Here is a 15,399-nt window from a genome sequence, read left to right as displayed (position 1 = left end):
TTAGAATCGACACATGTCACGGACCATCCTGATCACCGGCGCCACCTCCGGTTTCGGCGCCGCCGCGGTCGAGCGCTTCCTCGCCGACGGCTGGCGCGTCGTCGCCACCGGCCGCCGCGCCGAACGCCTGCAGGCCCTGCTCGATCGCCACGGCGGCGAGCGCCTGCACGTGGCGGCCTTCGACATCCGCGACGGCGCTGCGATGCAGGCCGCGCTCGACGCGATCCCTGCCGGGTTCGCGGACATCGACGTGCTGGTCAACAACGCCGGCCTCGCCCTGGGCACCGCGTTCGCGCAGCACGCGGACCTGGCGCAGTGGCGGCAGATGATCGACACCAACATCACCGCGCTGGCCACGCTGACCCACGCGCTGCTGCCGGGGCTGATCGAGCGCCGCGGCGCGATCATCAACATCAGTTCCGTCGCCGGCGTGTATCCGTATCCGGGCGGCAACGTCTACGGCGGCACCAAGGCCTTCGTCAGCCAGTTCTCGCTCGGATTGCGCTCCGACCTGCACGGCACCGGCGTGCGCGTGACCGCGATCGAGCCGGGCATGGCCGAAACCGAGTTCACCCTGGTCCGCACGAGCGGCGACCAGCGCGCCTCGGACACCCTGTATGCAGGCGCGCAACCGATGACCGCCGACGACATCGCCGGCGTGATCCATTACGTCGCCACGCTGCCGCCGCACCTCAACATCAACCGGCTGGAGATCATGCCGGTGACGCAGTCGGTGGCCGGATTCCAGGTACATCGCGGCGGGTGACGCGTCGGCGTCGCCCGCCGCGCGTCCGCATCAGTCCGCCGGCACCCAGACGAAGCTGCCCTCGCTGCGTTCGATGCGTCCCAGCCCGGGGAACGGGAAATGCGGCGACTGCATGGTCCAGCCTTCGTCCGCGATCCGGGCCAGCAGCGCTTCGCGGCTGTCCTCGGCCAGCGGCGCATCGCGATCGAACTGGATCGTCCAGCGCGGGCGCTGCACCGAGATGACGTGGTGGTGGGCGCTGTCGCCGATGTACAGCAGGCGCTGGTCGCCGTCGGCGATGACGTAGGCGCTGTGGCCCGGGGTGTGGCCTTCGACCGGCAGGCTGGTCACGCCGGGCAGCACCTCGGCGCCGGGCTCGAAGGCTTCCACGCGCGGCGCGATCGCCTCGGCCAGCGCGGCCATGCCGGCATCGCCCTGCAGCGCTTCCCATTCCGGTGCCGACAGGCGGATCGCGGCATTGGCGAACGCGGGCCGGCCGTCGCCGTCGAGCAGGCCGCCGACGTGGTCGCCATGGGCATGGCTGATGACGATGTCGGTCACGTCCGCCGCGTCCACTCCCGCTGCCTGCAGGGACTGCGGCAGGCGGCCGGCATCGGCGAACGCCGCCTTGCCGGCGCCGCTGTCGAACAGCACCACGCGGTCGCCGGCACGCACCAGCAGGGCCTGTATGGCGAGGTGCAGGGTGTCGGTCGGCTGCCCGGCGGCGGCGAGCAGGGCGTCGGTCTCGGCCTTCGGCACGCCCTGGGCGACGGTCGAGCCGTCGTTGGGCACGCGGATGTCGCCGTCGCGCAGCACCATGGCGGCGTACCGGCCGATGCTGAAGTGGTGCACGTCGGGATGCGCCGCGGGCGCGGGGGTGGCCTGGGCCTCGGGCGGCGCGGGTGTCGGCGCCGGGGGTGGCGGGGACTCGGCGCAACCTGCCAGCAGGGCGGCCAGGGCGACGGCAAGGAAGGTGGCGTTGGTCAGGGACATGGGCGTCTCTCGGGGGAGGGCGATAGGGTCAGCATAGCGCCGCACCGGAGGGTGGCGGTTGACCCGGGCAGCGCAACGGATCGACCGGATTGAACCGTTCCGCCGGAACGCGACACCTTACTGGCACGACACACGGCAACGGGAGCCGGCACGTGCGGCGCGACAGCGGACGGATCTTCGACGAGTACCTCGCCGCCTCGGCGCGCGCGGGCGACCGCGTCGCCTGGGAGCGCCTGGTCGCGCGTTGGCATCCGCGACTGCTGCGGCATGCCTGGCGCCTGACCGGGCAGCCGGAGCAGGCGCGCGACGCGGTGCAGGACGCGTGGCTGGAGATCCTGCGCGGCATCCGCGGCCTCGACGACGCGGCGGCGTTTCCGGCATGGGCGCTGCGGATCGTGACCCGCCGCTGCCAGCGGATGTTCCGCGACGCCGGCCGCGAGCGTGCCGGACTGGCGGGCGTCGCCACCGATCCGACGCTGGCGCATGCGCTGGAACCGACCGGCGAAACCGCGGCCGAACTGCGCAACGTGCTGGGCGCGATGTCCGGATTGCCCGCGGAGCAGCGCGCGGCGCTGTCGCTGTACTACCTCGAACACCTGGGCGTGGCCGAAATCGCGGTCGCGCTCGACATCCCGCCGGGGACGGTGAAGACCCGGCTCATGCATGCGCGACGCAGGATCCGCGCAAGACTCGAAGGAGCTGAAGATGGACAAGACCGATGACCTGATCGAACGCGCGCTGTCGGCCGAGGACCGCGCACTGCTGGCCAGCCATGGCGAGCCCGGCTACCTCTCGCAGGCGCTGGGGCTGTTCCGCGGCCCGCAGGGGTGGGTGGGCATGCTCGCGTACGTCACCGCGCTGGCATCGTTCGCCGGGTTCGCGTTCGCGTTCTGGCAGCTGTGGACGAGCGACGACGTGCTGGCGGCATTGAAGTGGGGCGTCGTCGCGGTGCTGCTGCTCCAGTACGCGGCGATGATGAAGGCCTTCATGGGGACGCGGGTGGAAGCCAACCGCACCCTGCGCGAACTCAAGCGCGTGGAGCTGCAGGTGGCAATGCTGCGCGAATCGGTGGACTGAACCGCACCGCATGGCCGCCCGACGCGGGCTCCTGCGTTGGCACGGAGGCAGGGGCGTTCCAACGGAGAACCCGACATGCCGCAGTACGTGATCGAACGCGACATTCCCGGCGCCGGCCAGCTCTCGCCAGACGCGCTGCGCGGCATCTCGCAGAAGTCCTGCGCGGTGCTCGATGCCCTCGGTCCGCAGATCCAGTGGCACCACAGCTATGTCACCGGCGACCGGATCTACTGCATCTACAGTGCGCCCTCGGAAGCGCTGATCCTGGAGCACGCACGCCAGGGCGGCTTCCCGGCCAACCGGGTGTCGCAGGTGACCACGGTGATCAGCCCCGCGACCGCGGACTGACACCAACGCCGCTTGCCCGCGGACGGAGCGGTCCGACGACCGCGCGGGCGATCCGGATTCGCGTCGGCCGCCATCGGCCGGTGGGAAGACCTGCCCGCGCGATGCAACGGGGACCGGCTCACGCGGCAGCCGCCCTGCGGCCCGCACGCCCGCGTGCCCGGCCTGCCCCGACCGGCGCGGAGCGCGCCGGTGCCACGATCACGCCAGCGGCGCGTCGTCCAGGTAGGTGTAGCCGGTGAGTCCGGCTTCCAGCGCCTCGTTCAGGCGCGCGGCCTCGCCCTTGCTCAGGTCGACCGCGCCCACCCGCGCCTTGTAGATGCGGCGCAGGTCCTCGAGCCTGTAGCCGACGTAATCGAGCATCACGTCGGTGGTGTCGCCCTTGCGCTGCTGGGTGATGGCGTAGCCGTCGCCGTTGAGGCGCACTTCGACCGCGTCGGTGTCGCCGAACAGGTTGTGGATGTCGCCGAGGATCTCCTGGTAGGCGCCGACCAGGAAGAAACCGAGCCGGTAGCTCTCGCCCGGGCGCGGCGCGTGCAGCGGCAGCGAGGTGTCGAGGCCCTCGTTCTCGACGTAGGTGTCGATCTTGCCGTCGGAATCGCAGGTCATGTCGGCGATCACGCCGCGCCGGTCGGGGAACTCGTCCAGGCGCTCGATCGGCACGATCGGGAACACCTGGTCGATCGCCCACACGTCGGGCATCGATTCGAACACGCTGAAATTGACGAAGTACTTGTCGACCAGGCGCTCGGCCAGTTCGTCGAGCAACGGCCGGTGGCTCTTCTCGTCGTAGCTCAGGCGGCCGCGCACGCCGTGCGCGATCGCGTAGAACAGGTCGTCGATGCGTGCGCGCGCGACCAGGTCGATCTGGCCGAGCGCGTAGGCCGACAGGCCTTCGGCGTGGAAGTGCTGCGCCTCCTGGAACAGTTCCACCGGCGGGCGCCGGTCGAGGTCGCCGTGGATCTCGCGCAGGTAGGCGATCGCGTGCGGTTCGTCGTCGTGCGCGTCCGGCACCCTCCCCTCCGGCGCGCGCTCGACCTCCACCACGTTGGCCACCAGCATCGCGTGGTGCGCGGTCATCGCGCGGCCGCATTCGGTGACGATGCGCGGATGCGCCAGGTCGTGCTCGGCGCAGGCGTCGGCCAGCGGCTGGACGATGGTCGAGGCGTACTGGAGCACGCCGTAGTTGATCGAGCAGAAGCTGCGCGAACGCGTGCCTTCGTAATCGATGCCGAGGCCGCCGCCGACGTCGACATGGCTGATCGTCGCGCCAAGCTTCGACAGTTCGACGAAGTAGCGAGTCGCCTCGCGCATGCCGTTGGCGATGTCGCGCACGTTGGAGATCTGCGAACCCATGTGGAAATGCAGCAGGCCCAGGCAATGGGCCATGCCGCCGTCGCGCAGGGTCTTCCACAGGTCCAGCACCTGGCGCGGAGAGAGGCCGAACTTGGCCTTGTCGCCGCCGCTGTTCTGCCACTTGCCGGCGCCGAGCGAGGCCAGCCGCATGCGCACGCCGATCCCGGGTTCCACGTCCAGCGCCTTCGCCTCCTCCAGGATCAGCGGCAGCTCCGAGGGCTTCTCCACCACGAGGAAGGTGTGCAGGCCGAGCTTGCGTCCGATCAGCGCGAGGCGGATGTACTCGCGATCCTTGTAGCCGTTGCAGACGATCAGCCCGCCGGGCCGCGACAGCGCCAGCACCGCCATCAGTTCCGGCTTGCTGCCGGCTTCCAGGCCGAAGCCGTCGCCGTGGTGCGAAGCCAGGGTGCCGGCCACGCCGGCGTGCTGGTTGACCTTGATCGGATACACCGCGGTATAGCCGCCGGCGTAGCCGCATTCGCCCTGCGCCTGCTCGAACGCGGCCTGCAGCCGGCGCAGGCGGTCGCCCAGGATGTCGGGGAAGCGCAGCAGCAACGGCAGGTTGGCGCCGCGCTCGCGTGCCTTGTCGACGATTTCCGGCAACGCGATCGACAGCCCGTCGGCGCCGAGCGGGCGCACGACCACGTGGCCGGCGTCGTCGACATCGAAATAGCCTTCCGCCCAGTGCGGGATCGAATAGGTCTTGCGCGCGTGCTCGGTCGACCAGGCGGTCATCGGCGGGCATCCGGGAACGTGGATGCGCATTCTAGGCCCTGGGCGACGGCGCCGGGGCTACGGTCGTCCCCCGCCCAGGATCGGCGCGCCCGCCGCCTTGCGCAGCCGGCGCGCGATCGCGCGCTGGTGCGGTGCGGTGAAGACCAGGAAGCTGCCCGGCAGTTCCACCGCGTCGACGATCCGCTGCAGGCGAGAGCCGCCGTCGAGCACGAACAGCCGCCACTGCACCAGCAGCACGAAATGCGGAGCCCCGTGCGGCTCGTCCACGATGCGCTTGCGCGCGAGCCAGGCCTTGCGAACGGCGCCGATGCGCTGCAGCGCCGCGCAGACCGCGTCGACCTGCGCCGCGTCCAGCGCGTGCGGCAGGAACTCGTCCCTGGCCGTCAGCGCGCCACGCGCCTGCTGCGCGCGCGCCCACGAGGCCTGCAGCCGCGACCATTCCGCCTCGATGCCCTGCAGGGCGGTCGCATCGCCGGTCTCCCGGTAGTGGCCGGCCAGCGCTTCCAGGGCCGGGGCCGCGCACTCCGGATCGAGCGTCATCGCGCGGCGCAGGTGCTGGATTCCCTCGGCCTCACCATGCTCGAGCAGTCGCGTACCGAGGCGGAAGCGGGCGAACGGATCGTCCGGCGCGACCTCGATCGCGGCGCGGTACAGGGCGATCGCATCGGCCTCCGGCACCAGCCGCTCGCTCAGGCCGGCGAACTCCACCGCTTCCTGCGGCGATCGGACCTGCTGCGCGCGCAGTGCTTCGAAGCGTTCCAGATCCCGGGCATGCTGGCGGTAGTTCTCGTCCCAGTGCGCCTCGATGTGCGCGCGCCATTCTTCGCTGAAGCGCTGCTCGAGTCGCGGCAGCAGCTCGCCGAGCAGCGCCTCGGCCGCAGACTCGCGCGGCGGTGGCACACGCACAGGCGCGACCCCCAGGGCCTGCAATCGCTGCGCGAGGGTGGGATGCGAATCGTCGAACCCCGGCTGCGCCGCCAGCGCCGCCGCCAGCCGGGCCTCGTCGTCCCCCCCGTCGTCGCGCAGGCGTGTGCCCATCTCGCGATACAGCAGCGCCGGCGGCGCCGGTTGCGACAGCGAGGCGCGCTGCAGCTGCGGCCAGAATTCCTGCGACAGCCGCGCCGACCCCAGGTTGACCCGCACCAGCGCCTCGCCGGCGGCGCGGGCACCGGCGATGCGCGCGGCGGTCGCGTCGGCCTGGTATTCGTTGGCGCGCGCCAGCACGAAACTGTAGGCGTTGAAGTACGGCGCATACCAGTCGAAGAAGCGCACGAACAGGCGGTTCACCCAGCCCTGCCGCACGGCGAGCGCGTCGAGCAACCGGTACCAGCTCGCGCGCACGCGGTAGATCCAGCCGCCGAAGCGGCCGTGGCCGCCGCCGAAATGGCCGAACTCGTGCGCCACCACCGAGGCGAACTGCTCGCGATCGAGCAGTTGCATCAGCGGCAGCCCGAGCACCAGGTAGTGGCGATGCCCGAGCAGGCCGAGCGCGCGCGGCACGCTGGCCGCGGCGGCGTTGAGGTCGGCGTCGACGACGATGCCTGACAGCCTCGGAGCACCGGCCGCCACGCGCAGGCGCTCGACTTCCGCCTGCAGCAGCGGCGCCTCGTGCTGGTCGAGGCGATGGCCTTCCGGCGCCGGGAACGTCACCCACAGCGCGCGCAACACCACCCAGCCGAAGGCGATCGGGATCCAGACCAGCTTGGCGAGTTTCAGCAGCAGCAGCGGGCTGATCGCCAGCAGCGCCAGCACCAGTCCCACCGACAGGCCGAACGCCAGCAGCACCGAGCCGCCGAGCACCACGAATCCCAGGGCCGCGAGCAGCGCGACCCGCAGCCTGTAGCCGCCGGGAGATTGCCGCGCCACGACTTCCAGTCGTTCGACCAGTCCGCGATACGCTTCCGCCGATGCCATCCCCTGTCCCCCGTGGCGATCCCCGGCGATATCGTAAGGCGCCGGGGGAGGTCCGTCGCGGGGTGGCGGCGGCTCAGCGGCCCTTGCGATAGACCGGTTCGCCGCAGGCCGCGCGTACCTGCGCGGCCAGCCTGCGCCGGTCGGTGCCGGTGAACAGTTCGACGCTGGCGCCGGGGATGGCCAGCGACTGCGAGAGCGGTCCGAGGGCCGCGGCCTCGCCGGCGACGGAGCCACGCCAGTCGAGCAGGACCAGGTAGTGCGCCGGCGCTTCGCGCAGGGCCATGGGTTGTCGCGCGATCCAGGCGCGGGCGATGCGCGGCTCGCAGGCGAGCCGGCGGCAAAGGCGCTGCAGGGCTCCGGGATCGAGCGCGTGCGGCTGCAGAACGTCTTCGGCGGAAGACTCGCCCGGCGCGGGGAGCGCCACGGCTAGCGGCGACAGCGTTTCGCGCAGGGCGTCGATCGTGGCGACGGTGGCGGGATCGAGATCGGGATCGGCCTCGATCCCATGCAACTCCTCCAGCGCGGCGCGCGCGGCGCCGGGGTCGAGTTCCACCGCCTTGCGCAGGCGCGCGGCGCCGGACTCGGCCTCGCCACGGCGCAGCTGCAGCAGGCCGGCGCGGAACAGGGCCAGGACGCGGGCAGGGTCCGCGGCCAGCGCGCGTTCGTACAGCGGCAGCGGGTCGAAGTCGATCCGCAGCTGCTCCACCAGCAGCGCGTGTTCGGCGAGCTGTTCGGGGGTGGGTTCGCGCACGCCGTCGAGTTCGGCCAGGCGTGCCCGGTCGCGGGACGCGGCGGTATGCAGGGCGTCCCAGTGGCCGCGGATGGCATCGCGCCAGGTGGCGTCGAGGCGACGCTCGAGCGCGTCCTGCAACGGACCGAGCAGCGTCGTCGCGGATTCGCCGGGCGTACCCAACCGTGCCGGCGCCTGCAGCGCATCGAGCCGCTGCGGCAGCGTCGGATGGGTGTCGCGCGGATCCTGTCCACGCGCGGCGGACGCGAGCAGTCGATCGAGGTCGACCGCGTCGCCCTGCATCGCCTGCAGCAGCGACGCCTGCAGTTGCGCCGGCGGATGGCCCTGCGTGCGCGCACGCGCCCACAGCTGCGGCCAGAAGCGCGTCTCCAGCCGCCGGGACGCGATCTCGACGCGGAGCAACGCGCTCGCTGCGGCCTCCGCGCCGACCGTCCCGGCTGCCGCGGCATCGGCCGCGTATTCGTGGCGCCGCGTCAGCGCGCGGCTGCACAGGTCGAAATGCGGCGCCAGCCAGCCGTAGAACTTCGCCAGCAGCCAGGCGAACGACAACCCGTGCCGGGCCATGCCGTCGCGCAGCCGGTACCAGGTGCCGCGCGAGAGATAGATCCAGGCCGCGAAACGCCCGTCGTGCGCAGCGAAATGCCCGAACTCGTGCGCGATCACCGCGCGCAGTTCGTCGCGGTCGAGCACCCGCATCAAGGGCAATCCCAGCACGAGGGTATGGCGGTGACCCAGCAGGCCCAGCGCGCGCGGCACGCTGGCGGCCTTTGCGTTGAAATCGCCGTCGATGACGATGCCTTCCAGCGGCGGCCCGCCCATCGCCAGGCGCATGCGCTCGACCTCGGCCTGCAGCAGCGGCGCCTCTTCGGGCGCCAGCCGGTGGCCAGGCGGCGGTTCGAACCGGACCCACAGCGTGCGCAGCACCACCGCCGCAACCACCGCCGGCAGCACCAGCACGTAGGCGTGCTGCGGCGCCAGCGAGGCGCCGCCCACGAACAGGTGCACTGCCACCAGCACGAAGGGCGCCAGTGCGAGCAGCAGCAGGCCGGCGATCACGCCGTGGCCGAGCAGCGCCAGTGCCAGCAGCCGCAACCGGTAGCGGCCCGGCGCATCGCGCGCCTCCGCCTCCAGTTCTCGCATCCGTTCCCGATCCCCGTGTTCCGCCATCCGCCCGCCCCGCATCGTCGCGGCCATCGTAGTGGATCGCTGGCGGAACCGTCGCAGCCGGTTGGCTACAATGGCGCCGCGCGGACCGCCCGCTGCGTCGACGATGCACGCGTCGCCGCGCACCTGGCGAGTTCGGCCCGCCGCCACGCCGCACGCCCACGCCCACCCCCAGGACCGACCATGACATCCAGCGACTGGCTGTACGAGAACTTCGAACCCGCCGGCTCGTCGATCGGCTTCCGCGTGCGCGCCAGGCTCGACGAGGTGCAGTCGCCGTTCCAGAAGATCGAGATCTTCGAGAGCACCGACTGGGGCAACGTGATGCTCATCGACGGCGCGATGATGGTCACCACGCGCGACAACTTCCTCTACCACGAGATGATGTCGCACCCGGCGCTGTTCACCCATCCCGACCCCAAGCGGGTGGTGATCATCGGCGGCGGCGACTGCGGCACCCTGCGCGAGGTGCTGCGCCACCCGGGGGTCGAGCAGGCCGTGCAGTGCGACATCGACGAGCAGGTCACGCGCATGGCGGAGAAGTATTTCCCCGAGCTGTGCGAGTCCAACGGCGACCCGCGCGCGCGGATCCTGTTCGACGACGGGATCGCGTACATGGCCAAGGCCGCGACCGGCAGCCTGGACGTGGTGATCGTGGACTCCACCGACCCGGTGGGTCCCGCCGAGGGGCTGTTCAACAAGGCTTTCTTCGAGAGCTGCTTCCGTGCACTGAAGGACGACGGCATCCTCGTGCAGCAGTCCGAATCGCCGCTGGTGCTGCTCGATCTGATCAAGGCGATGCGCGCGGAGATGGGCAAGGCCGGTTTCACCACGTTCCAGACGCTGCCGTTCCCCCAGCCGTGCTATCCCACCGGCTGGTGGAGCTGCACCCTGGCGCGCAAGGGCCAGGGCTTCGAATTCCGCGAGGCCGACGCGCGAGCGAAACCGTTCGCCACGAAGTACTACAGTGCGGAGATCCACAAGGGCGCGCAGACGCTGCCGCCGTTCGTGGCGGAGGCGCTGACACGCTGAGCCACGCTACGGCTCGCTGCTGCCGCGCGACGACCTCAGAACTGCCAGACCCGCAGGTAACCAGGCTCTGCGTCCGGAGCATGCAATCGCACGAGGTCTTCGGCATGCATGCCTGCCGCGCAGTGCCGGATGCCGGGGCGCATCGCGTCGCGCCGTGTGAAGCGGTGCCTGGCGTCATCCTGCGGAATCTCGGCATCGGTCGCCTCCACCTTGCGGGCGAACGTGATCCGCGCCAGCGACCTGTCGCGCGGCGAAGTATCGTCGGGGTGCGTGTCTGGGCAGTAAGCCCAGCGCCCGTCCGCGGTCTGCGCAACGGGAAAGCCGAGGTAGCGCGCAAGAACGTCCTGATGCTCGCCAAGGAAGACGAACAGCAGCGCCGTGTCGAAGCGCGCGAACGACGGAAGCCCGTAGTGTCCGAAGAACTGCACGCGAACCGGCGACGGCAAGGGTCCACCTTCCATCGACTTCAGCGGTTGATAGACGAGCACGTAGCCGGAATCGAATGGCGCGCAGTTCTCGCCGCAATCCGTATCCACTTCCTCGATCGAAAGCAGGCGCCCGACGAAGATCGCCAGCGGTGGTGCCGCGACCGGCCCAGAGGAAACGTCGGCGGCCTGCACCGGCCACGCCAGCACGCCGAGGCCGGCGAGCAGGCCGACCAGAAGCGATCGCCTACACCGCATCCCCATCCAGCTCGCCGGTGCGGATGCGCACCGCGCGCTGCAGCTCGTAGACGAACACCTTGCCGTCGCCGATCTTGCCGGTGCCGGCGGCCTTGACGATGGCCTCGGTGACCGCGTCGACCTGGTCGTCGACCACCACCACCTCGATCTTGACCTTGGGCAGGAAGTCGACCACGTACTCGGCGCCGCGGTAGAGCTCGGTGTGGCCCTTCTGCCGGCCGAAGCCCTTGACCTCGCTGACGGTGATGCCGGTGACGCCGACCTCGGCCAGCGCCTCGCGCACGTCGTCGAGCTTGAACGGCTTGATGATCGCCATCACCATCTTCATCTGCTTCGCTCCTGTCCCACGCGCCCGCTGGCCGCGTCGCGCTAGCATACCCGCAGCCGGGGTCGGGGTTTTCCTACAGCCGGCCGCGCCCGCCGCCGACTGCGCCGTCACGACGGCCCGGCGAAGCTGGGCGCATTCCCGCAACCGGACACGCGCATGATCGATCTCAACCACATCGACGACCTCGCCCGCCGCCTCAGCGGCCTGGTGCCGCCCGGCCTGCGCGAGAGCCGCGAGGAGATGCAGGAGAACTTCAAGGCGGTGCTGCAGTCCGGCCTGTCGCGGCTGGACCTGGTCACGCGCGAGGAGTTCGACGTGCAGCGCGCGGTGCTGCTGCGCACGCGCGAGAAGCTCGAGCAGTTGCAGGGCGTGGTGGCCGACCTGGAGGCGCGCCTGGCCGCGGACGACGCCGGCGCCGGCAAGCCGACCAACTGAGTCCGGCGCCATGGGACTCGCGCTCGTGCATGGACGCGCGCGCGCCGGGGTGCGTGCGCCCGCGGTCAAGGTGGAGGTGCACCTGGGCGGCGGGTTGCCCTCGATGTCGATCGTCGGCCTGCCCGAGGCCGCGGTACGCGAGGCCAAGGACCGCGTGCGCGCGGCGATCCAGTGCGCGCAGTTCGAGTTCCCCGCGCGCCGCATCACCGTCAACCTCGCGCCGGCCGACCTGCCCAAGGGCGGCGGCCGCTTCGACCTGCCGATCGCGCTCGGCATCCTCGCCGCCAGCGGGCAGGTGCCGGCCGAGGGCCTGCGCGACTACGAGTTCATCGGCGAACTGGGCCTGACCGGCGAGTTGCGCCCGGTCGACGGCGTGCTGCCCGCCGCGCTGGCCGCGGCCCAGGCCGGCCGCAAGCTGGTGGTGGCGCAGGGCAACGGCGCCGAAGCCGCGCTCGCCGCCGGCCTGGAAGCCTTCACCGCCCGCACCCTGCTCGAAGTCTGTGCCCTGCTCTGCGGCCGCAAGCCGCTGCCGGCGGCGATCGCACCGCCGCAGCAGCGCGTGGACGGGCCCGACATGCGCGACGTCCGCGGCCAGGCGCAGGCCCGGCGCGCGCTGGAAATCGCCGCCGCCGGCGGCCACCACCTCCTGCTCGTCGGCCCGCCGGGCTGCGGCAAGACCCTGCTCGCCTCGCGCCTGCCGGGACTGCTGCCGGAGGCGGGCGAGGACGAGGCGCTGGAAACCGCCGCCATCGCCTCGATCAGCGGCCGTGGGCTCGATCCCGCCCGCTGGCGTGCGCGCCCCTTCCGTTCCCCGCACCACACCGCGAGCGCGGTGGCCCTGGTCGGCGGCGGCGCGGAGCCGCGCCCGGGCGAGATCTCGCTGGCGCACAACGGCGTGCTGTTCCTCGACGAACTTCCAGAGTGGGACCGGCGCGCGCTGGAAGTGCTGCGCGAGCCGCTGGAATCGGGCGTGGTCACCATCTCGCGCGCGGCGCGCCAGAACGAATTCCCGGCGCGGTTCCAACTGGTCGCGGCGATGAACCCGTGTCCCTGCGGCTGGGCCGGCGACAGCTCCGGCCGCTGCCGTTGCCACGCCGAGGCGATCGCGCGCTATCGCGCGCGCATCTCCGGACCCCTGCTCGACCGCATCGACCTGCATGTCGAGGTGCCGCGCCTGCCGCCGGCGCAGCTGCGCCCCGACGCACCGGAAGGCGAAGCCAGCGCCGCGATCCGTGCGCGCGTGGAAGCCGCCCGTGCGCTCCAGCTGCGCCGCGCCGGCCGGCTCAACGCCCAGCTCTCGCAGGCCGAGACCATGGCCTGGTGCCGCCTGGCGCCGCGCGACCAGTCCCTGCTCGAACGTGCGGTCGACGCGCTGCAGCTCTCGGCGCGCTCGATGCACCGGATCCTGCGGGTGGCGCGCACCATCGCCGACCTCGCGGGCAGCGACGACATCGCCACCGCACACCTGACCGAAGCGCTGGGTTACCGCCAGGCCGATCGCGGCACGGGCCAGCAGGCCGCCTGAGGGGGGCCGCGGGCCCGTGACCGACGGCCGGCGCAACCGCGGTCCCCGACGCCGTATCCTCGGTGGACCGCCACCCTGGAACCGCCCATGCCCCGTCTCCTGCTCGCCTCCGCCATCACCCTCGCCCTCGCCGCCTGCAGTGGCGGTCAATCCGGCGACACCGGACCGACCGTCGAGGCGACGCCGAAGGCGCCCGCGTCGCTCGACGAGGTCGAACTGATCCCGCGCGAAGCCCTGTTCGGCAACCCCGAGCGCGCGAACGTGCAGCTCAGCCCGGATGGCAAGTACCTGAGCTGGGTGGCGCCGCTCGACGGCACGCTGAACGTCTGGACCGCACCGGCCGACGACCTGTCCGCGGCGAAGGCGGCCACCCGCGACACCGCGCGCGGCATCCGCAGCTACTTCTGGTCCTACCAGCCCGACACCCTGCTGTACCTGCGCGACACCGGCGGCGACGAGGATTTCCATCTCTACGCCGTGAACCTGGCCAACGGCGAGAGCCGCGACCTGACCCCTTTCGAGAAGACCACCGCGCAGGTGCTGGGCGTGAGCGACCGCCATCCCGGCACGATCCTGGTCGGCATGAACGACCGCGATCCGAAGTGGCATGACGTGTACCGCGTCGACCTCGCCAGCGGCGAGCGCAGCCTGGTCGAGAGGAACGACCAGGAGATCTCCGGTTACGTCGCCGATGCCGACTATCGCCTGCGCTTCGCCTCGCGCGCCCGTCCCGACGGCGGCGAGGACCTGCTGCGCCGCACCGGCGAAACCTGGGAGAAGTACGACGAGATCCCGTTCGAGGACGGCCTGACCACCGGCTACGCCGGGTTGAGCAAGGACGGCGCCACCCTCTACATGCGCGACTCGCGCGAACGCAACACGGTGGCGCTGTTCGCGGTCGACACCGAGACCGGCGACAGGTCGCTGCTGCACGAGGACGCCCGCGCCGACATCGGCTACAGCCTCGCCGACCCGAAGACCGGCAAGGTCCAGGCGGTGTCGGTGAACTACCTGCGCGAGGCGTGGACCGTGCTCGACGACGGCATCAAGGCCGATCTCGACAGGCTGGCCGCGATCGGCCCGGGCGAAGCCTCGATCAACACCCGCACGCTCGACGACAGCACCTGGATCGTCGCCTATTCCGCCGCCGAGTCCCCGGTCGAGTACTACCGCTACGACCGCGGCGACGACGGCAAGCTGACCCGGCTGTTCTCGGGGCGGCCCGCGCTCGAGGGCAAGCCGCTGGTGCCGATGTGGCCGCTGGAGCTCAAGTCGCGCGACGGCAAGACCCTGGTCAGCTACCTCACCCTGCCGCCGCATGCCGATGCCGACAAGGACGGCAAGGCCGACGCGCCGGTGCCGATGGTGCTGCTGGTGCACGGCGGCCCATGGGCGCGCGACGCCTACGGCTACAGCAGCTACGACCAGTGGCTGGCCAACCGCGGCTACGCGGTGCTGAGCGTCAACTTCCGCGGCTCCACCGGCTTCGGCAAGGACTTCACCAACGCCGGCGATGGCGAATGGGCCGGCAAGATGCACGACGACCTCATCGACGCGGTCGAATGGGCGGTCGAGGAGGGCGTGACCACGCAGGACAAGGTCGCGATCATGGGCGGCAGCTACGGCGGCTACGCCACGCTCGTCGGCCTGACCTTCACCCCGGACACCTTCGCCTGCGGCGTCGACATCGTCGGCCCGGCCAACCTCAACACCCTGCTCTCGACCGTGCCGCCGTACTGGGCCAGCTTCTACCAGCAACTGGTGCGACGCATGGGCGATCCGCAGACCGAGGAGGGCAAGGCCTGGCTGACCGAGCGTTCGCCGCTCTCGCGCGTGGACGCGATCAAGAAGCCGCTGCTGATCGGGCAGGGGGCCAACGATCCGCGCGTGAAGCAGGACGAGAGCGACCAGATCGTCGACGCGATGACCGCCAAGAACATCCCGGTCACCTACGTGCTGTTCCCCGACGAGGGCCACGGCTTCGCCCGCCCCGAGAACAACAAGGCCTTCAATGCGGTGGCCGAAGGCTTCCTGTCGCAGTGCCTGGGCGGCCGCGCGCAGCCGATCGGCGAGGAGTTCAAGGGTTCCAGCATCACCGTGCCCACCGGCGCGGACGGCGTGCCGGGCCTGGCCGAGGCGCTGCGCTCGCACACCCAGGAAGTGCGCAAGTAGGCCTGGTCCGCAGCCGACGCGACCCCGGATGCGGCTTCGGCCGTGTCCGGACGCGGCGTGCGGCGCGCGTCCGCCAGCCTGCGCGGTTTGGTCGGGCATGACCCGGCCGTGGCGGTTCGCTCCACAGCGGGCCTTCGACCGGAC

General features: G+C 71.5%; 14 protein-coding genes. 8 read left to right on the top strand and 6 right to left on the bottom strand.

Annotated features, from left to right (window positions below):
* Positions 1-13: 13 nt before the first annotated feature.
* On the top strand, positions 14-766 hold the full coding sequence (locus FZO89_RS10555; protein WP_149103220.1) for an SDR family NAD(P)-dependent oxidoreductase: 753 nt from the start codon (positions 14-16) through the stop codon (positions 764-766).
* A 30-nt stretch (positions 767-796) separates the two neighbouring features.
* On the opposite strand, the gene FZO89_RS10550 is transcribed toward FZO89_RS10555, so the two are convergent.
* A complete protein-coding gene (locus FZO89_RS10550; RefSeq protein ID WP_149103219.1) occupies positions 797-1,738 on the bottom strand; it encodes an MBL fold metallo-hydrolase in 942 nt (313 codons plus the stop codon).
* A gap of 152 nt (positions 1,739-1,890) precedes the next feature.
* Here FZO89_RS10550 and FZO89_RS10545 point away from each other — a divergent pair, with 152 nt between their 5' ends.
* The 3 genes from FZO89_RS10545 (at position 1,891) to FZO89_RS10535 (ending at position 3,163) form a co-directional block, all read left to right on the top strand.
* Positions 1,891-2,460: an RNA polymerase sigma factor gene (locus tag FZO89_RS10545; protein WP_149103218.1), complete on the top strand. Its 570-nt coding sequence runs from the start codon at positions 1,891-1,893 to the stop codon at positions 2,458-2,460.
* Positions 2,444-2,815 carry a DUF6768 family protein gene (locus FZO89_RS10540; protein ID WP_149103217.1) on the top strand — a complete coding sequence of 124 codons (372 nt, stop codon included), beginning with the start codon at positions 2,444-2,446 and terminating at the stop codon, positions 2,813-2,815. Before FZO89_RS10545 ends, FZO89_RS10540 begins: the two co-directional genes overlap by 17 nt.
* A 75-nt stretch (positions 2,816-2,890) precedes the next feature.
* Positions 2,891-3,163 (top strand): DUF4242 domain-containing protein, encoded by a 273-nt coding sequence (locus tag FZO89_RS10535; RefSeq protein ID WP_149103216.1) that lies wholly within the window; start codon positions 2,891-2,893, stop codon positions 3,161-3,163.
* Positions 3,164-3,361: 198 nt separating this feature from the next.
* Here the strand turns inward: FZO89_RS10535 and speA are convergent, their stop codons facing one another.
* The 3 genes from speA to FZO89_RS10520 all read right to left on the bottom strand — a co-directional run bounded on the left by speA (position 3,362) and on the right by FZO89_RS10520 (position 9,056).
* The gene (speA, locus tag FZO89_RS10530) at positions 3,362-5,251 is read right to left on the bottom strand and encodes an arginine decarboxylase (RefSeq protein ID WP_149103215.1); all 1,890 of its coding nucleotides are present in this window, start codon (positions 5,249-5,251) and stop codon (positions 3,362-3,364) included.
* A gap of 57 nt (positions 5,252-5,308) precedes the next feature.
* Positions 5,309-7,165 (bottom strand): M48 family metalloprotease, encoded by a 1,857-nt coding sequence (locus FZO89_RS10525; RefSeq protein ID WP_149103214.1) that lies wholly within the window; start codon positions 7,163-7,165, stop codon positions 5,309-5,311.
* Between the two features lie 73 nt (positions 7,166-7,238).
* Positions 7,239-9,056, bottom strand: a complete 1,818-nt coding sequence (locus tag FZO89_RS10520) for a M48 family metalloprotease (RefSeq protein WP_187471124.1) — start codon at positions 9,054-9,056, stop codon at positions 7,239-7,241.
* Between the two features lie 207 nt (positions 9,057-9,263).
* Here FZO89_RS10520 and speE point away from each other — a divergent pair, with 207 nt between their 5' ends.
* Positions 9,264-10,112: a polyamine aminopropyltransferase gene (gene speE / locus FZO89_RS10515; protein WP_149103212.1), complete on the top strand. Its 849-nt coding sequence runs from the start codon at positions 9,264-9,266 to the stop codon at positions 10,110-10,112.
* Between the two features lie 35 nt (positions 10,113-10,147).
* Here the strand turns inward: speE and FZO89_RS10510 are convergent, their stop codons facing one another.
* A complete protein-coding gene (locus FZO89_RS10510; RefSeq protein ID WP_149103211.1) occupies positions 10,148-10,732 on the bottom strand; it encodes a hypothetical protein in 585 nt (194 codons plus the stop codon).
* Positions 10,733-10,784: 52 nt separating this feature from the next.
* Positions 10,785-11,123, bottom strand: coding sequence for a P-II family nitrogen regulator (locus FZO89_RS10505; RefSeq protein ID WP_149103210.1), 339 nt, complete (start codon positions 11,121-11,123; stop codon positions 10,785-10,787).
* Between the two features lie 156 nt (positions 11,124-11,279).
* On the opposite strand from FZO89_RS10505, the gene ubiK reads away from it, so the two are divergent.
* The 3 genes from ubiK to FZO89_RS10490 all read left to right on the top strand — a co-directional run bounded on the left by ubiK (position 11,280) and on the right by FZO89_RS10490 (position 15,255).
* Positions 11,280-11,558, top strand: a complete 279-nt coding sequence (gene ubiK, locus FZO89_RS10500) for a ubiquinone biosynthesis accessory factor UbiK (protein WP_149103209.1) — start codon at positions 11,280-11,282, stop codon at positions 11,556-11,558.
* A gap of 10 nt (positions 11,559-11,568) precedes the next feature.
* Positions 11,569-13,083 carry a YifB family Mg chelatase-like AAA ATPase gene (locus FZO89_RS10495; RefSeq protein WP_149103208.1) on the top strand — a complete coding sequence of 505 codons (1,515 nt, stop codon included), beginning with the start codon at positions 11,569-11,571 and terminating at the stop codon, positions 13,081-13,083.
* 87 nt (positions 13,084-13,170) lie between these two features.
* Entirely contained in the window at positions 13,171-15,255 is a 2,085-nt protein-coding gene (locus FZO89_RS10490) for a S9 family peptidase (RefSeq protein WP_149103207.1), read from the top strand.
* Positions 15,256-15,399: the final 144 nt, after the last annotated feature.

The organism is Luteimonas viscosa (genome assembly GCF_008244685.1).
GTDB lineage: Bacteria > Pseudomonadota > Gammaproteobacteria > Xanthomonadales > Xanthomonadaceae > Luteimonas > Luteimonas viscosa.
Note: the sequence above shows the minus strand (reverse complement) of the source record. Positions and strands in the feature narration are given on the sequence as shown.